The sequence below is a fragment of the Arthrobacter sp. PvP103 genome (genome assembly GCF_017833075.1).
In the GTDB taxonomy this organism is placed as follows: domain Bacteria; phylum Actinomycetota; class Actinomycetes; order Actinomycetales; family Micrococcaceae; genus Arthrobacter.
Genome location: NZ_JAFIBQ010000001.1, coordinates 3,792,255 through 3,810,004 on the forward strand (window position 1 = coordinate 3,792,255; position 17,750 = coordinate 3,810,004).

Consider the following 17,750-nt stretch of genomic DNA (forward strand, 5'->3'; position numbering starts at 1 on the left):
TTGTTGTTCTTCAAAGGTAGGGATGGCGCGTTTCGTCAACCGTCGCCGTTTGTTAACGTGCTGTGAAGTTTGCCTATCGGGGCATTTGTGACGGCGTGAGGCGCCGCTCAGTGAGACAAATCAAAACGTCCGCATATTGGACCCTTTGTCCAGTCGCTGGACGGCGGGAACTATTATTGAGAGATACGTATCCCTTAGCCGGGCAGTCTTTTGGGGCACCCGCCCGGTTTCTCACGAAAGCGTTACTACATGTCATCCACTGCCACCTCACCGCAGCCGGGATCAGCCAAACAGGTTAACTCGCGCGGGCGAGTGATCGTCGCCAGCCTCATCGGCACCACCGTTGAGTTCTACGACTTCTACGTCTACGCCACTGCCGCTGTGCTCGTATTCCCCAAACTGTTCTTCCCGGGACAGAACGAGACCACTCAGCTGCTGAGCTCCTTCGCCGTGTTCGGTGTGGCGTTCATCGCCCGGCCGCTCGGTTCCGTGGTCTTTGGCCACTTCGGAGACAAATTCGGCCGCAAGGGCACCCTGGTGGCATCGCTGCTGACCATGGGCATCGCAACGTTCCTGATCGGCTGCCTCCCCACGGCGCTGGTACCGGGCTGGGGCTTCTGGGCGCCTGCACTCCTGGTGGTCATGCGCTTCGCCCAGGGCCTGGCCCTCGGCGGTGAATGGAGCGGCGCGGCCCTCCTGGCCACCGAGAACGCCCCCGCCAACAAGCGGGCAATCTATGGCACGTTCCCGCAGCTGGGTGCGCCTATCGGTTTCATTATCGCCAACGTGATCTTCCTCGTGGCCAGCTACCAGCTGTCGCCGCAGGCGTTTGAAGCCTGGGGCTGGCGCGTTCCGTTCCTGCTCAGCGCCGTCATGGTGATCATCGGGCTCTACGTCCGCCTCAAGCTGATTGAAACGCCGGCCTTCACCAAGGTCCTGGAATCCAACGAAGTGGCCAAGCTTCCCATCGGCCGTGTCTTCAAGACAAGCTGGCGCCCGCTCATCCTGGGTACTTTCATCATGCTGGCCACCTACGTGCTGTTCTACCTGATGACCACGTTCACGCTGACCTACGGGACACGCCCCGCCACGCTGGACGCCGCCAAGGCAGCCGCTGAAAAGGCCGGGAAGCCGATGACCGAGGCCGCAGCCGCCGCGTTCGTCCCCGGCCTGGGCTTCACGCGCAACGACTTCCTCTGGATGCTGATTGCCGGCGTCGTGTTCTTCGGCATCTTCACCCTGGTTTCCGGCCCGCTGGCAGAGAAGTACGGCCGCCGCAAGATGCTCATCGCGGTCACCGCTGGAATCTTCGTCTTCGGCCTGCTGTTCGTCCCGCTGTTCAGCGGCGGCTTCGTGGGCACCATGGCCCTGCTGATCCTCGGCTTCACCTTGATGGGACTGACCTTCGGACCCATGGGGGCGCTGCTGCCGGAACTGTTCCCCACCAACGTCCGCTACACGGGGTCCGCGGTGAGCTACAACGTTTCCAGCATCCTGGGTGCGGCCGTGGCCCCCTTCATCGCGGTGTGGCTGTGGGAAATGGCGAAGGGCAGCCCTGTACTGGTTGGCGTGTACCTCAGCGTCATGGCCGTGCTGACGCTTGTGGCACTGTTCCTGAGCAAGGAAACGCGGGACCTGGACTACGAGAACAACGTAGCCTGACCCGAGAAACCGTCATGGGAAATGCCCGGCACCCCTTCGCGGGGTGCCGGGCATTTTTGTTGTTTGCGGCCGCTACCTTGCGTAGCGCTCCACGAAGTTGCTGAGTATCTTCATCGGTTCCGCCGCGGTGAACTGCCGGGCGTCCTCCATCAGCACCTCCGCCGATTCCGGCGGGAAGTAACCCGCGTGTCGGTAGATGTCGATCCGGGTGACCAGACCGTCCGCATCGAGCTCCGGGTGGAACTGCGTGGCGTACAGGTTGGCCCTGATCCGGAACATGTGCACCGGGCAGGCCGCGGAACTGGCCAGGAGCACCGCGTGGGAAGGAAGGACGCTGACGGCTTCCTTGTGGCCGGTGAAGGCTGTGAAGCTTTCCGGCAGGCCGCGCAGGAGGGGATCCTGCAGGCCTTCCGCTGTGAGGCTGATGGTGGTGCCGCCCAGACCCTCGCCGTAGGTCCGGTCAATGACCGCGCCCTGGTGCAGGCCCAGCGTACCGACCCCGTAGCAGGCGCCGAGGAACGGGAAATCCGCCGGCACAATACGGTCCAGCAGCAGGCGCAGTTCATGCTCCACCCGGTGCTGGGCCGCGCTCTTATGGTCGGCCGGGTCACTGGACGTGAAGGGGCTGCCGCCTACGATCACCCCGGAGTAATCGGACAGGTCCAGATCCGGCATGGGTCCGGCTTCCATCCGGATGCGCCTCAGCTGCGCCGGCACAAGTCCGCCATAGCGCAGATAGGCCTCGTATTCCTCCTCGGCGGCCAGGTCCTCGGCACGCGATGCAAGAAGTAGAAATGGCTTCACACGCTAAGTGTGCATGGAGCCGCCCCCGGGCGCCATGGGCGCGCCGGGGGCGGCGTGGAATGCTGTGTATGCCGGCCGGACGGAGCGGCCCGCAGGCCTAGTCCTCGATAGTGGCGATCACGGCACCGGCGGAGACCGTCTCGCCCGCGATGGCGGCCAGACCGGTAATGGTGCCCGCGCGGTGGGCCGTGAGGGGCTGCTCCATCTTCATCGCTTCGAGCACGACGACGAGATCACCTTCGGCAACAAGGTCACCTTCCACGACGGCCACCTTCACGATGGTCCCCTGCATGGGGGAGGTCAGCGAGTTGCCGCCCGCAGCAGCCGCCGGTCCGCCGGAGCGGGAGCGCTTCTTGGCCTTGGCCGGTTTGCCCGAGCCGCCGCCGGTGCTGAACGAGCCGAGCGACGCCGGAAGGACCACTTCAAGGCGTTTGCCGCCCACCTCGACGACAACGCGCTGGCGGTCTCCGGCGTCGGAAGCTTCACCTTCGGCGCCGTCAGGCGTCCACGCCGGAATGTTGTTGACGAACGCCGTCTCGATCCAGCGGGTGTGGACCTTGAACGGGCCTTCAGCCGGGGCGAAGTCGGGGTTGGTGACCACTGCGAGGTCGAAGGGAATGACGGTGGGGATGCCCTCGACCACCATCTCCTCCAAGGCCCGGCGGGAGCGCTGCAGTGCCTGCTCGCGGGTGGCGCCGGTGACGATCAGCTTGGAGAGCATCGAGTCGAAGTTCCCGCTGATGACGTCGCCTTGCTCCACGCCGGAGTCAATCCTGACGCCGGGGCCGGTGGGGTTCTTCAATGTGGTGATAGTGCCGGGGGCGGGCATGAAGTTGCGGCCGGGATCTTCGCCGGTGATGCGGAACTCGATCGAGTGTCCGCGGACCTCGGGATCGTCGTAGCCGAGCTTTTCGCCGCGGGCCAGCCGGAATTGCTCGCGGACAAGGTCGATTCCGGTTACTTCCTCGGAGACGCAGTGCTCCACCTGGAGGCGGGTGTTGACCTCAAGGAATGAGATGGTGCCGTCCTGGCCCACCAGGAACTCGCACGTTCCGGCGCCCAGGTAGCCGGCCTCCTTGAGGATCGCCTTGGACGACTCGTAGAGGCGGCGGTTCTGCTCTTCGGTCAGGAAGGGCGCGGGCGCCTCTTCCACCAGCTTCTGGTTGCGGCGTTGCAGCGAGCAGTCGCGGGTGGAGACCACCACGACGTTGCCGTAGGCGTCCGCCAGGCACTGGGTTTCGACGTGCCGCGGGGCATCCAGGAATCGCTCAATGAAGCATTCTCCGCGCCCGAACGCCGCCACAGCCTCGCGGACGGCCGATTCGAACAGCTCCGGAATTTCCTCGCGCGTGCGGGCCACCTTGATGCCGCGGCCACCGCCGCCGAACGCCGCCTTGATGGCCACGGGCAGGCCGAACTTGTCCACGAACTCGAGGATCTCCTCCGCGGACTCCACGGGATCGGCGGTGCCGGGGACCTGAGGTGCACCCACCTTTTCGGCGATGTGCCGGGCCTGGACCTTGTCGCCGAGGGCGGAGATTGCCTCCGGGGAGGGGCCGATCCAGGTGATGCCCGCACCGATGACCATGGCGGCGAACTGTGCGTTTTCGGCCAGGAAGCCGTAGCCCGGGTGGATGGCGTCGGCGCCGCTCTGGTGCGCCACTTCGATGAGCTTTTCCATCACGAGGTAGGACTCGGCAGCGGTGTTGCCGCCCAGTGCGTAGGCCTCGTCCGCCAGACGCACGTGCAGGGCGTCGCGGTCCGGGTCGGCGTAGACGGCCACCGAGGCGATGCCTTCGTCCCGGGCGGCGCGGATGATGCGCACGGCGATTTCACCGCGGTTGGCGATGAGGACTTTGCTCAGCCGCTTGGAGCTCGTCAGGGCGGCACCTGCGTGGCTTGGGGCGGTGGACTGCTCTGGACTTGCGGACTGCTCCGAATTTGCTGACAAGGCGTCTCCTTCTTTCCTTCAGGGAGCCTAGCGCGATTTTGAGGGTTCCGCCGATATTACTTGCGGATTCCGCGCGTAAAGCTCCGGACCTTTGTAGGGATGCTACAAAGAGCTGCGAATTGCCTCACTCCGCGCGGACATCGGCGGGGTCTATGGCGCCGCCGGTCCACAGTTCGGTGATGCCCACCTGCGCCTGGCCCAGCAGCCCGCGAAGGGTGGAAATGGAAAGTCCGACGACGGTGTGGGGGTCGCCGTCGACCTTCCGGATGAAGGCCCCGCCGTAACCGTCGATCGTGAAGGAGCCAGCGCACTGGAGCGGCTCGCCGGTGCCGATGTACGCGTCGATTTCTTCGACACTCATGTCCATGAAATGGACTTCGGCGGAGGTCACGGAGCCCAGCGTGGCGCCCGTGCCGGAAGCGGAGTCGCCGTCGGCGTCGTCGTCGGGCTCGGTGTCGCGGCAGTCCACCAGCCAGTGGCCGGTGTGCAGCACGCCCATGGCGCCGCTCATGCGCAGCATCCGCTCCTTGGCGACGTCGGCCGTGTACGGCTTGCCGTGTGCCTCTCCGTCGAACTCAAAGACGGAATCGCAGCCGAGCACCAGAGCACCCTCCGCCTCGGGCAGTGAGGCCACGGCCTCCGCTTTGGCTCGTGCCAGAAGCAGGGCGGTGTCGTGCGGGTCCGTCACGCCGTAGCGGGCCTGGACTGCGTCCTCATCCACGTCGGAGACGAGGATTTCGTGCCGGATGCCGGCATGGCTCAGCAGCTTGGTGCGTGCGGGGGACTGGGAGGCAAGAATGAGGCGGGTCACCGGTCCAGCCTAGTTCCCCCTGAGTCGCATTGTCGCTCGGTCTTTTCGCTCAGGTCTTTAGCGCTCGGCCTATTGTCGGAGGTCGGCTGGATAGTTGGTTCATGGACGGGAACCAGGGACCGCAGGGGGAACCAGCAATGGCCGGACGCGATGAATACGATCTTCAAAGTCTGAAGGCGATGCTCGACTGTTTGCTGCAGGAATTCACTCTGCCCCCGGATATTCCCGGGCTGATCGAATACAACCGGCGGTTGGACGAGCTGACGTCTGCAGTGAGCAGTGTCAGGACGCGTCTCGAAGTGGCAGCTGTGCTGAGCCATGCGCCCACAGCTACGTCCGGGGTGGGTACCACGCCGATGGCATCCCGAGCGGCTGACCGGCTTCGGCATGCCGTGATTCGTCTCATGGCAGCCGGTGCCAGAACAATTAATGTCACAGCCCAGAGAGACACCTGACCTGTGGACGGGAATTCGGGGTCCGAAGCGGTACCGGCAGCAGTGGAGTGCTGTTGTGCTTGCGGCCGGTGGCGTGAGCCTGCAGGGGATGCGTTTGAGGGGGACGGTGCCCGGCTGATTGATGAGATCCGGGCCTTGGAAAACCACAAGTCTGCCCTCGCTGCCCGCCAGGCCCGGCTGGCTGTCGCATTTGACCAGCAGCAGCGCCGCCAGCGGTCTGATGCCGGAGCACCCGCAGACCAATGCGGGGCAGGTGTCGGAGCGCAGATCGCGCTCGCCCGTCGCGAATCCCCGGCTAAGGGGAGCCGGCTGTTGGGCCTTGCCAAAGCTATGGTGACCGAGATGCCCCGGACCCTCGCAGCCCTGGAGACCGGGCAGTTGAATGAGTGGCGGGCCACGTTGTTGGTGCGCGAAACCGCCTGCCTGTCGGCGGAGGACCGCTGCGCCGTGGACGAGGAACTCGCCCCCGACACCGGCGCCTTTGACGGGGCAGGGGACCGCCGAATCATCGCCGCGGTCCGAGCCGCGGCTTACCGCCGTGACCCCCGTTGTGTCACCCAGAGGGCCCGTCACGCCGCAGCCGAACGCCACGTCAGCCTTCGTCCCGCTCCTGACACCATGTGCTACCTGACCGCCCTGCTGCCCGTCGCGGCGGGCGTCGCCGTTCACGCTGCCCTTGTCCTGAACGCGGAGTCTGTCCGCAGCAGCGGAGACCCTCGCTCTCGCGGACAAATCATGGCCGATGACCTGGTCGAACGCGTCACCGGGACGCCGGGCGGCTTTACAGGCATCGAAATCCAGCTCGTCATGACTGATCGGGCCCTCTTTCAAGGTGACAGCGAACCGGCACGCCTCCCCGGCTACGGTGTGGTCCCAAGCGGCTGGGCCAGAAGCATCATTGACCGTGGCGGAGCTGCGCCTGCTATCCGGGATCAAGCCTTCAACACTTGGATCCGTCGTCTGTACACGGCCCCTGCCACGGGCGAGCTGGTGGCAATGGATTCCCGCGCCCGGCTTTTCCCCGCCGGACTCCGCCGCTTCATCGAGGCACGCGACGACACCTGCCGCACGCCCTTCTGCGACGCCCCCATCCGCCACCTGGACCACGTCGTCCCCTGGCACGGCGGCGGAGCCACAACACTGGACAACGGCGCCGGGCTCTGCGAGGCCTGCAACCACACTAAGGAAGCGCCGGGCTGGAAGGCTCACCCGTTGAACGCGCCAAACGCCAAGGGTGGGGCGAGGCATGCCATCCGGTTGAAAACGCCCACCGGCCACAGCTACCGATCCACTGCACCGCCGTTGCCGGGAACCCAACGCGGCAGCCCGGCCGCCGACTCCGGAGAGCCGGAAGGGGTTCGCCAACGGAAAGAGCTTCGACATCGCGCCAAGATACACAGGCGAACCGTTCGGTCGCTGCGGGGTGCTCCATGCGCGGCGTAAACACGACACGGGCCGCAAGAAACGGCCGCTTAAGACCGCCTTTCATGACACGGGCACAGAAACAGGGCCGCCCGCCGATCGGGTGATCAGCGGGCGGGCCGGAACGGACTCGAAGAGGATTGTCAGCGTGCGCCGACCTCTTCCGCTTCTGTCACGACGGCGGTCTCATCCTTCCGGAGTTTCGTGCCCTCCACGTCGACGTCCGGCAGGATGCGGTCCAGCCAGCGCGGGAGCCACCAGGCCTTTTCGCCGAGCAGGTACATCACGGCCGGGACGATCGTCATACGGACCACGAAGGCATCAATCAGCACACCGAAGGCCATGGCGAAGCCGAGCGGCCGGACCATGTTCAGATGCGAGAAGATGAAGCCGGCGAAAACGCTGACCATGATGATGGCGGCCGCGGTGACCACTGCAGAGGCATGGCTGAAACCGCTCCGGACGGCGTGCTTTGCCGATTCGCCGTGCATGAATGATTCACGCATGCCCGAGGTAATGAACACCTGGTAGTCCATGGCGAGTCCGAAAAGGACACCGATCAGGATGATGGGCAGGAAGCTCAGCACAGCGCCCGGATTTTCGACGCCGAACACCATCCCCAGCCAGCCCCACTGGTAAACGCCAACGACCGCGCCGAACGCAGCCGCAAGCGAGAGCAGGAACCCGCCGGTGGCCAGCAGCGGCACCCAGATGGAACGGAACACGAGCAGCAGCAGGATCAACGAGAGGCCCACCACAATCGCCAGGTACGGCGGCAGCGCGTCGCCGAGTTTGGTGGACACATCGACGTTGCCGGCGGTCTGGCCGGTGAGGCCGATGCTGACGCCGGTGGAATCCTTGATCTGGTCCTTTTCGGCGCGCAGTTCGGAGACCACCTGAACGGTGCTCGCACTGGCCGGGCCTTCATTCGGGATGACCTGGAACACTGCGGTGCGGCGGTCCTCACTCAGGGCCAGGGGCACGGCGGCCGTGACATTCCCGGTCTCGCGCAGTATGTCCGCGACGTCGAACTGCTTGGCCTGCGCGTCAGCCTCGCTGAGTCCCTCGGGGAGGTCGCCCACCACGATGATCGGGCCGGTCATGCCCTCGCCGAAGCTCCGCTTGGTGACGTCGTAGGCTTTGAATGCCTGTGAGGCGACCGGCTCGGAACTGGCGTCAGGCAAAGCAAGCCGGAGCTGGCTCGCCGGCAGTGCCATGACTCCGAGCAGCACCACGCCGGCCAGCAGGGCCAGCCACGGGTGGTTGGTGACGATGCCACCCCAGCCGTGGCTGCTGCGGTATTCGTCCCTGGCTCGGTCCTCGGTTTCGTGGCCGGGGGCCGCATTGTGCCTGGCAGCCTTGGCCCAGGCCCGCTTGGAGATCAGTTTCCGGCCCACGAGGGAGAGTACGGCCGGCGTTAGGGTCAGGGCCACGACGACGGCGACGCCCACCGTTGCTGCGGCCGAGAGACCCATCACGGCCAGGAACGGAAGGCCCGGGACCACGAGGGCGGCGAGTGCGATGATAACGGTCAGGCCGGCGAAGAGCACGGCATTGCCGGATGTGCCCGTGGCCAGCGCCACGGATTCCTCCGGGTCCATTCCGGAGAGCAGCTGGCCGCGGTGCCGGTTGACGATGAACAGGGAGTAGTCGATTCCGACGGCAAGGCCGAGCATTAGCGCGAGCATCGGGGAGATGGAGCTCATGTCGAAGGCGCCGCTCAGGGCGAACGTGGCACCCACGCCAACGGCCACGCCGACGACGGCCATGAGCAACGGAAGCCCGGCAGCGATCAGGGTTCCGAGCATGATGATCAGGACCAGGGCTGCCACGGCGATGCCGATGATCTCGGCTGTGCCAAAGAGTTCGGAGATGTCCTCGCTGATTTCCTTGCTGGGCAGCGCGGTGACGTTGGCGGCGGACACCTCCTTGACGATGTCCTGGACTTCCTGGCGGACCTCGGGGTCGAGGCCGTTGATCGACGTCTTGAACTGGACCTGCGCGATCGCGGCCTTGCCGTCCTCGGAGACGAAACGCAGGCCCTTCGAGGCCTCGAGCTGGCGCGTGCCAAGGGCCAGCTTTGCCTCGCCGGCTTCCAGTTCCTTTGTGCCGGCGTCGAGCTTTGCCTGGCCTTCGGTAAGCGCTGCCTTCTGCTGGCCGAGCTGTGCCTCGATCGCGGCGGGCGGCAGGCCTGCGGCCACCATCTGCTGTTCGGCAGCTTCCAGCTGGGCCTTCCCTGCGGCGAGTTCGGCTGCGGATTGTTCCAGCCGGGCCTTGCCGGCAGCAGACTGCTCCTTGCCTGCGGTGACGTCGGCGGCGGCCTTGTCCAGCTGTGCCTGGGTGGCGAACGGGTCGACCGTGCCTTGGACGTCGGGGAGGGTCTTGAGCTTGGTCAGCGCAGCCGTGACGGCGTCCTTCCCGGCTTGGCTGAATTGTGCGTCGTTGGCTTCGAACACAACGCTCGCGGAGCCGCCGGAGGACGAGGGGAGGTCGCTCTTGAGCTTGTCCGCCATCCGCTGCGTCTCGGTGCCCGGGATCTGGAAGTTGTTGGACAGGGTGCCGTGGAAGGCCGCAGCCGCGCCGCCGACGGCCAGCATGACGGCGAGCCACACGGAGATGACAAGCCAGCGGTGCCGGTAGGAGAACTTGCCGAGGCGGTAGAGCAAAAGTGCCATGTCAGAGCCGATCTGCGAAAGGGGTGGCGGTGGAGTTGTTGGCCGTGGTGCTGGCCTGGGGCGTTTCGGGGAGGGCGAATCCGGAGCCCAGCATGCTCATGGAATCGATCAGGAGTTGCCTGAGGATGGAAAGGGAGTCCGGGGTGAGGGACCCGCCGCACCGGGCGAACCAGACATCCATTGCAGCCTTGCCGCAGGAGATGAGGGAACCGGCAAGCGCGCGCAGATAAAGTTCGTCGAATTCCGCACCGGGAGTTTGGGCGAACCGTTCGCGGGCAGCATCGATGATTTCCGCGGTGCAGTGGTCCCATGCTTCCAGTTCGGAGCGGTTGAGCTGCGGGTTGGACTGCGCCAGGCTGTACAGCTCGGCCATGGGGGCCACGGTCATGGGGTCGGCAAGCTGGATCAGGGCCGCCCGGGCCGACTCCAGGATGGGCTCGTGGGCTGGCCGCAGCCGGAACTGCGCAAGGGCGTGGTCCAGGAAACCGTGGGTCACCGCTGCCAGGGCCGCCTCCGTGCTGCTGAAGTAGTTGAAGAAAGTGCGCCGGGAAATGGCGGCGGCCTCGGCAATGTCCTCCACCGTGAAGTTACCCGGTCCCTTGCTGCGTAAAAGCTGGAGGGCGGCATCGGTAATGGCCTGGCGCGTTGCCGCCTTGTTGAGTTCACGTCGCGAGGGTGTTGCGGTGGCGCCGGAAGCCTGGCCTGGCGCGTTCTGTGAAGGGGTCACGGCATTACACTACGTGCATTTTTACACTCTGTGCAAGTTTGTCGTAAGCCCGATTCACAGCTTCCTGACAGCTGGATGACAGCTGTTCCCTAAGTGAATGCCGCACCCTTGAGGAAGGTAGGCGAACTGTAGCCACCAACGGAAGCAGCAAAGTTGCTGCGGCAGATCGAGGAGACGTGCCATGTCAAGCAGGAAGAAGTTGGGCCTCGGCCTGGGAGCCGCTGCCCTGGTTGTCGGGGCCGGGATCGGCATCAGCGGGATTGCGTCGGCCGCAACCACGCCAACGCCCACTCCGTCGACCAGCGCGTCGGCCAATACGAATGCGGACGGCCACGACCGCGGGCACAAGGGCGGCCGGCACGGACACGGAGGGGGCGTGCAGGCATCGGAGCTAGCTGCCAAGCTCGGTGTTGACGAGGCAAAGGTCACCGAGGCGCTCAAGACGTTCCGTGACGCGAACAAGCCGGCCACACGTCCAGCCGAGGGCACGAAGCCGGACAGGGAAGCCATGGAAGCGGCCCTGGCCAAATCCCTCGCGGAGTCACTGGGCATTGAGGAATCCAAGGTCACTGCCGCACTCGAGGAGCTGCGCACGGAGGCGCAGTCTGAGCGCGCTGCGGCACTCAAAACCCGGCTGGACAAGGCAGTCGCGGACGGCAAGCTCACCCAGGCGGAAGCGGACGCTGTCACTAAGGCCGTGGAGAACGGCGTGATCGGAGGCGGGGGCCACTAGGGCATCCCGGTTAGCCGAACATACTGAAACGCCGCAGTCCCCCGGGAACACCCCGGGGGACTGCGGCGTCGTTAACCAAGCCTGATATCAGGCTTTCGCGTCGGCAAGTTCGCGGCCGTCCACTGCAGCCGCCGTCGGATCGGCAACCGCCTCGGTGGAGTCGTCTGCGAACGGGTCGCCGTTACGCGGTGCGTTGTAGAGCGACTCGTCCAGGATGCCCTGGCGCTTGGCAACGATCGTGGGGACGAGCGCCTGCCCGGCGACATTGACCGCCGTGCGGCCCATGTCCAGGATCGGATCGATCGCCAGCAGGAGGCCGACGCCGGCCAGCGGCAGTCCCAGCGTGGAGAGCGTCAGGGTCAGCATGACGACGGCGCCGGTGGTACCGGCAGTCGCGGCGGAGCCCAGCACGGAGACGAGGGCGATCAGCAGGTACTGGCTGAAGTCCAACTGGATGCCGAAGAACTGGGCGACGAAGATCGCCGAGATGGCAGGGTAGATCGCGGCGCAACCGTCCATCTTGGTGGTGGCGCCCAGGGGCACGGCGAAGGAGGCGTAGGCCCGGGGGACGCCCAGGCTGCGCTCGGTGACGCGCTGGGTCAGCGGCAGGGTGCCCACGGAAGAGCGGGAAACGAAGGCCAGCTGCACAGCGGGCCAGACACCGGAGAAATACTGCTTGACGGACAACCCGTGGGTGCGGATCAGGACGGGGTAGACCACGAACAGCACCAGGGCCAGGCCGACGTAGATGGCAAAGGTGAACTTGCCGAGCGACCCGATGGTGTCCCAGCCGTAGACGGCCACGGCGTTGCCAATGAGGCCAACGGTGCCCAGCGGGGCGATCCGGATGATCCACCACAGCACCTTCTGGATGACGGCGAGGGCGGAAGCGTTCAGGGTCAGGAACGGCTCAGCTGCCTTGCCCACCTTCAGGGCAGCCACGCCGACGGCGATCGCGATCACCAGGATCTGGAGGACATTGAAGCTGACCGCGGTGGTCACGGCGCCCGATTCAGCAACGGTGGAGCTGGCACCCAGGCCCAGGAAGTTCTTGGGGAAGAGTCCGACCAGGAACGCCCACCAGTCACCGGACTTGCCGGAGTACTTGGCTTCCTGGGTGATGCCGGTGCTGGCGCCGGGCTGGAGCAACACACCCAGGCCGATGCCGATCAGCACTGCGATCAGGGACGTGATGGCGAACCACAGGAGCGTGTTCCACGCCAGCTTTGCGGCGTTGGACACCTGGCGGAGGTTCGAGATCGAGCTGACCACCGCGGTGAAGATAAGGGGAACCACGGCGGTCTGCAGCAATGAGACGTAGCTCGAGCCGATGGTCTGCAGGGTGGCGCCGAGGGCATTGGGGCTCGCCTTGGTGCTGCCCGTGTACTTGGCCAGGAGGCCGAGGCCCAGGCCCACGATCAGGGCGGCGATGATCTGGAAGCCGAATGAACCGGCCCATTTGGGCAGCCGGAAGCCGGTGTTTCCTGCGGGGGAGGGGGTGCTGGTTTGAGTGCTCACCCGAACACGCTAGGACCGGTGCAGTTATCACGACGAACGGATGTTGAGAAATATTACGGGAATAAATTCCAAAGGCAGCCGGAAAATCCCTAGAAAATCGCGTAGGCGGGCACTTTTGTGAAGTTATTCCCGGCACCCGTGTGGCAAACGTCTCGCGCGGAACGGAGGAACGGGCATCCGGCAGCGTGCATCAAAGCGACGATGGAGCAGCACGCCGAGGACGTCCGTCCCTCCGGGACGCCCGGGGACGGGTCTTACCCAAGCAGTGCGCGCTTGAGTGTATCGAGCCCCACGGAGCCGATGTTCAGGGCCTTGGTGTGGAAGGCCTTCAGGTCGAAACCGGGGCGGGCTTCAAGCTCGGCGCGGATCTGTTCCCAGAGGCGCTGGCCCACCTTGTAGGACGGCGCCTGGCCCGGCCACCCCAGGTAGCGGGCGAACTCGAAATTGAGCTGGCCCTCACTGATCGCCAGGTTCTCTTTCAGGAAGCCGTACCCCTTGTCCGGTGTCCAGGTGCCGCTGCCCCAGCGTTCCGGAACCTCCAGCTCCAGGTGTACGCCGATGTCGAACACCACACGCGCCGCACGCATGCGCTGCATGTCCAGCATGCCCATGTGGTCGCCCGGGTCCTTGAGGTAACCCAGTTCCTGCATCAGTTTCTCGGCGTACAGTGCCCAGCCTTCGCCGTGGCCGGACGTCCAGCAGACGTTGCGTCGCCACTTGTTGAGCAGCTCCCGGCGGTAGACGGCCGTAGCGATCTGGAGGTGGTGTCCGGGTACGCCTTCGTGGAACACCGTGGTGGTCTCTGCCCACGTGGTGAACGTGTCCTCGCCCGCAGGTACGGACCACCACATCCGGCCCGGCCTGCTGAAGTCGTCAGAAGGGCCGGTGTAGTAGATGCCGCCTTCGTCCGTGGGCGCGATCAGGCATTCGAGCGTCTTCATGATGTCCGGGATCTCGAAGTGAACACCGGCGAGATCCGCCACGGCCTTGTCCGAGAGGTCCTGCATCCACGCCTTTAAGGCGTCGGTGCCTTTGAGTTGCCGGGCGGGATCGCTGTTCAGGATCTCCTTGGCTTCCGCCACGGAAGCGCCGGGCCGGATCTCGTTGGCCACGCGTTCCTGTTCGGCGATGAGCCGCTCGAGTTCCTGGACGCCCCAGGCGTACGTCTCGTCGAGATCCACAGTCGCGCCGAGGAATGCCCGGGACGCCAGTGCATAGCGGTCCCGGCCCACCGCGTCCTTGGCCGGTGCCACGGGGAGCAGCTCGGCGGAGAGGAAGTCCGCCAGTTTCACGTAGGCTGCGCTGGCCGCGGCAGCGCCGGCGTCAAGTTTTGCCTGCAGTTCCGCGGAAAGCGGGCCGTCCTGGGTCTTTGCGCCGGCGGCCTTCTTCGCGAAGAAGCCGTCCACGGCGGCGTATTTGGTGGCCTGCTCGATGACGATGGCCACCTGCCGGGCAGCGGAGACCTTGCCCTGCTCCTTTGCGGAACGCAGCGACTCGATATAACCGTCGATCGCTCCGGGGACGCTGTGGGCACGGCCGGCGATGTGCTCCCAGTGTTCGGCGGTGTCGGTGGGCATCAGGTCGAAAATGGAGCGGATAGTCTGTGCCGGCGATTCGATGTTGTTCAGTTCGGCGGCATCCCAGCCCGATGCGTGGATTTCCAACTGCAGTCCCAGCCGTTCGCGCATGGCGTCGAGCGTTACGGCGTCCACGTCGTCCACCGGCTCCAGTCCGTCAAGTGCGTTGAGCGCTTCCGTGGCCGCTCTCATGAACCTTTCGATGCCGGCCGGCGAGAAGTCCTGGAATTCGGTCTCATGGCCCGGTACGCCCAGCACTGTGGCGAAGCTCGGATTGAGCCGTATCAGGGTGTCCGTGTAGCCGTCGGCGACGGCGTCGATGGCTGTATGGGGGCGCGCGGAGGCTGCGGATTCGGTAGTCACCCCCCGAGACTAACGGGGCAAACCCGGTTATGAAAGACTCACTGAACTTTGCGGTGTGTCAGCGGACGGCCGCGACGGCGGCCACCCGGCTGCGCGTCAGCCGCGGCTGCGCTTCCAGGCTCCCGGCCCGGGGGCGGGGGCCAGGCGCAGCTGCTGCCGGCGCACCCAGTGTCGGACACTGGGCTTGGCCTCGCCTTCCGGCTCGGCACTGCCGAGGGAGAGCACGACGGCGGTCAACGCCACGAGTTCGACGTCGGTCGGTTTGCCCTTGACCACGGAGAACAGCGGCTCCGCGGCCTCGGCGCCGCTTCCGTCCGGAGTCTGCGCGGGTTCAACCGCCGCCTTTGCGGCCGGCTCCACGTCCGGGCTCACAGCGGAATGTTTCCGTGCTTCTTGGCGGGAAGGCTGGCGCGCTTGTCCCGCAGGGCGCGCAGGCCCTTGATGATCTGTACCCGGGTCTCCGAGGGTGCAATAACGGCATCCACATAGCCAAGCTGGGCCGCCTGGTAGGGGTTGAGCAGCTCTTCCTCGTACTGCCGGATGACCTCTGCGCGCTTGGCCTCGACATCGCCGCCGGCCTCCGCAACAGCGGCAAGCTCACGGCGGTACAGGATGTTGACGGCGCCCTGCGCGCCCATGACGCCGATCTGGGCCGTGGGCCAGGCCAGATTAAGGTCGGCGCCGAGCTTTTTGGATCCCATCACGATGTAGGCCCCGCCGTATGCCTTGCGGGTGATGACCGTGAGCTTGGGGACGGTCGCCTCGGCGTAGGCATACAGGAGCTTGGCGCCGCGGCGGATGATTCCCTGGAATTCCTGGTCCTTGCCCGGAAGGAAGCCCGGCACGTCCACCAGCGTGATGATGGGGATGTTGAAGGCGTCGCAGTGGCGGACGAAGCGCGCGGCCTTTTCGGAGGCCGAGATGTCCAGGGTGCCGGCGAACTGCATGGGCTGGTTCGCGACGACGCCTACAGTGTGCCCTTCGATCCGGCCGTAGCCGATCATCACGTTGGGTGCGTACAGTGCCTGCATCTCGAGGAAATGGCCGTCGTCCACGATCTGCTCCACGACTTTGCGCATGTCGTAGGGCTGGTTGGCGGAATCCGGAATGAGCGTGTCCAGGGCGAGATCGTCGTCGTCGACCTCCAGATCCTGCTGGTGTTCCTGCACCGGAGCCTCGGCGAGGTTGTTGGAGGGCAGGAAGTCCAGGAGTTCGCGGACGAACTCGATGGCGTCCGCCTCGTCCGCAGCCAGGTATGTGGACGTGCCCGTGTTGGCGTTGTGCTGCCGCGCACCGCCCAGGGTTTCCATGTCAACGTCCTCGCCGGTGACGGTCTTGATCACGTCCGGCCCGGTGATGAACATGTGCGAGGTCTTGTCCACCATGACCACGTAGTCGGTCAGGGCGGGGGAGTAGGCCGCGCCGCCGGCCGAGGGTCCCATGATGAGGGAAATCTGCGGGACCACTCCGGACGCATGGACGTTGTTGCGGAAGATGTCCGCGAACATGGCCAGGGAGGCGACGCCTTCCTGGATGCGTGCGCCGCCGCCGTCGAGAATGCCTACTACCGGGCAGCCGTTGCGCAACGCGAATTCCTGCACCTTGACGATCTTCTCGCCATTAACCTGGCTAAGTGAACCGCCGTAGACCGAGAAGTCCTGGCTGTACACGGCCACGGGGCGGCCGTCCACCGTGCCGTATCCGGACACCAGTCCGTCGCCCAGGGGCTTCTTCTTTTCCATGCCGAAGGCCGTGGAGCGGTGCACGGCCAGGGCGTCGAATTCCACGAAGGAATCCGCGTCCAGTAGGAGGTCGATGCGTTCACGCGCGGTGTTCTTGCCGCGGGCGTGCTGCTTTTCGATGGCCTCGGGGCCGGATGGCTGCTCGGCACGCGCCTGGCGGTCGCGGAAGTCGGCAATCTTTCCCGCTGTCGTGGTCAGATCGTGGCTCATCAAGTGTCTCCGGCTCTGTAGCTGATGGTCGCTGGCACTGTGTCGCAACGGCGCTTAAGTAGCTTCCGCACAAAAACAGGACCCTGTTGGCTAGTCTAGTGACGCTATTGGCCCGGACCGCTGTAGAAAACCTACAATTTTCTGCCCTTGAGAGACAGTGACCAGTATGTTACTCGCCGGTAACATACTTCGGCTAGAGTGTCCTTATGACTTCAAGCAACGATGCTTCGGGCACCGCCGCAGGGCCGTACCAGGCCGCCGGTTCCCTTCAGGGCCGCACCATTCTGATGTCGGGCGGCAGCCGCGGGATCGGCCTGGCTATTGCCCTCCGCGCCGCATGTGACGGCGCCAACATAGTACTGATGGCAAAGACCGGCCAGCCGCACGCGAAACTGGAAGGGACGGTCTTTAGCGCTGCGGAACAGCTGCTGGCGGCGGGCGGCCAGGCACTCCCGATCGTGGGCGACGTGCGCAACGACGAAGACGTCGCCGGGGCGGTTGCCGCCGCCGTCGAACGCTTTGGCGGGATCGACATTGTGATCAACAATGCCTCCGCAATCGACCTGTCCAAGACGGACGCCGTGGACATGAAGCGCTACGACCTGATGCAGGACATCAATGTCCGGGGCACCTTCCTGCTCTCCAAGCTCGCGCTTCCTGCCCTCCGCCGTTCGTCGTCCGCCCACATCCTCACCCTTTCGCCGCCGCTGAACCTGGATCCCAAATGGGCCGGCATGCACCTTGCCTACACGATGGCCAAATACGGAATGAGCCTCACCACGCTCGGCCTGGCCGAAGAACTCAAGGAAGACCGGATCAACGTCAACTCACTCTGGCCCTGCACCCTGATCGATACCGCAGCCATCCGCAACATGCCCGGCGGCGAGAACATGGTGAAGGCCGCCCGCGGGCCGGAGATCATGGCGGATGCGGCGCATGCCGTGCTGACGGGAGGCAACCTGCAGGCAGGCGGCGGCTCGCCGAGCGGCAATTTCTACACGGATGAACAGGTGCTCTCCGCGGCGGGAGTTGCTGATTTTTCCCCGTACAGCCTGGGCGCGCCGGAGGACCGGCTGGTCCCTGACATTTTCCTCTGAGAA

14 protein-coding genes are annotated in these 17,750 nt (G+C 65.4%); 5 read left to right on the forward strand and 9 right to left on the reverse strand.

Annotation, left to right across the window (positions count from 1 at the left end; translation table 11 throughout):
• Positions 1–249: 249 nt before the first annotated feature.
• Positions 250–1,662, forward strand: a complete 1,413-nt coding sequence (locus JOE41_RS17375) for an MFS transporter (RefSeq protein ID WP_011691130.1) — start codon at positions 250–252, stop codon at positions 1,660–1,662.
• 72 nt (positions 1,663–1,734) lie between these two features.
• On the opposite strand, the gene JOE41_RS17380 is transcribed toward JOE41_RS17375, so the two are convergent.
• The 3 genes from JOE41_RS17380 to JOE41_RS17390 form a co-directional block, all read right to left on the reverse strand.
• Positions 1,735–2,466, reverse strand: coding sequence for a glutamine amidotransferase (locus JOE41_RS17380; RefSeq protein ID WP_011691131.1), 732 nt, complete (start codon positions 2,464–2,466; stop codon positions 1,735–1,737).
• A gap of 97 nt (positions 2,467–2,563) precedes the next feature.
• A complete protein-coding gene (locus JOE41_RS17385) occupies positions 2,564–4,417 on the reverse strand; it encodes a biotin carboxylase N-terminal domain-containing protein (RefSeq protein WP_011691132.1) in 1,854 nt (617 codons plus the stop codon).
• A 124-nt stretch (positions 4,418–4,541) separates the two neighbouring features.
• Positions 4,542–5,228, reverse strand: a complete 687-nt coding sequence (locus tag JOE41_RS17390; protein WP_209753088.1) for a nucleoside triphosphate pyrophosphatase — start codon at positions 5,226–5,228, stop codon at positions 4,542–4,544.
• Positions 5,229–5,329: 101 nt separating this feature from the next.
• Here JOE41_RS17390 and JOE41_RS17395 point away from each other — a divergent pair, with 101 nt between their 5' ends.
• A complete protein-coding gene (locus tag JOE41_RS17395) occupies positions 5,330–5,683 on the forward strand; it encodes a hypothetical protein (RefSeq protein WP_209753089.1) in 354 nt (117 codons plus the stop codon).
• 114 nt (positions 5,684–5,797) lie between these two features.
• Positions 5,798–7,126 (forward strand): HNH endonuclease signature motif containing protein, encoded by a 1,329-nt coding sequence (locus JOE41_RS17400; RefSeq protein ID WP_245201232.1) that lies wholly within the window; start codon positions 5,798–5,800, stop codon positions 7,124–7,126.
• Positions 7,127–7,248: 122 nt separating this feature from the next.
• Here JOE41_RS17400 and JOE41_RS17405 read toward each other — a convergent pair whose 3' ends face one another.
• Both JOE41_RS17405 and JOE41_RS17410 read right to left on the reverse strand, forming a co-directional pair.
• Positions 7,249–9,780, reverse strand: coding sequence for an MMPL family transporter (locus JOE41_RS17405; protein WP_209753091.1), 2,532 nt, complete (start codon positions 9,778–9,780; stop codon positions 7,249–7,251).
• A gap of 1 nt (position 9,781) precedes the next feature.
• Positions 9,782–10,507 carry a TetR/AcrR family transcriptional regulator gene (locus tag JOE41_RS17410; RefSeq protein ID WP_209753092.1) on the reverse strand — a complete coding sequence of 242 codons (726 nt, stop codon included), beginning with the start codon at positions 10,505–10,507 and terminating at the stop codon, positions 9,782–9,784.
• Positions 10,508–10,688: 181 nt separating this feature from the next.
• Between JOE41_RS17410 and JOE41_RS17415 the strand changes: the two genes are divergently transcribed.
• Positions 10,689–11,240 (forward strand): hypothetical protein, encoded by a 552-nt coding sequence (locus tag JOE41_RS17415; RefSeq protein ID WP_011691138.1) that lies wholly within the window; start codon positions 10,689–10,691, stop codon positions 11,238–11,240.
• Between the two features lie 87 nt (positions 11,241–11,327).
• Here JOE41_RS17415 and JOE41_RS17420 read toward each other — a convergent pair whose 3' ends face one another.
• From JOE41_RS17420 to JOE41_RS17435, 4 genes are all read right to left on the reverse strand, one after another.
• Positions 11,328–12,758, reverse strand: coding sequence for a dicarboxylate/amino acid:cation symporter (locus tag JOE41_RS17420; RefSeq protein WP_011691139.1), 1,431 nt, complete (start codon positions 12,756–12,758; stop codon positions 11,328–11,330).
• Between the two features lie 254 nt (positions 12,759–13,012).
• Positions 13,013–14,698 carry a DUF885 domain-containing protein gene (locus JOE41_RS17425; RefSeq protein ID WP_209753093.1) on the reverse strand — a complete coding sequence of 562 codons (1,686 nt, stop codon included), beginning with the start codon at positions 14,696–14,698 and terminating at the stop codon, positions 13,013–13,015.
• A gap of 96 nt (positions 14,699–14,794) precedes the next feature.
• On the reverse strand, positions 14,795–15,070 hold the full coding sequence (locus JOE41_RS17430; protein WP_011691141.1) for an acyl-CoA carboxylase epsilon subunit: 276 nt from the start codon (positions 15,068–15,070) through the stop codon (positions 14,795–14,797).
• Positions 15,067–16,650 carry an acyl-CoA carboxylase subunit beta gene (locus JOE41_RS17435; protein WP_011691142.1) on the reverse strand — a complete coding sequence of 528 codons (1,584 nt, stop codon included), beginning with the start codon at positions 16,648–16,650 and terminating at the stop codon, positions 15,067–15,069. Before JOE41_RS17435 ends, JOE41_RS17430 begins: the two co-directional genes overlap by 4 nt.
• 206 nt (positions 16,651–16,856) lie before the next feature.
• On the opposite strand from JOE41_RS17435, the gene JOE41_RS17440 reads away from it, so the two are divergent.
• Positions 16,857–17,747 carry an NAD(P)-dependent oxidoreductase gene (locus JOE41_RS17440; RefSeq protein WP_011691143.1) on the forward strand — a complete coding sequence of 297 codons (891 nt, stop codon included), beginning with the start codon at positions 16,857–16,859 and terminating at the stop codon, positions 17,745–17,747.
• Positions 17,748–17,750: the final 3 nt, after the last annotated feature.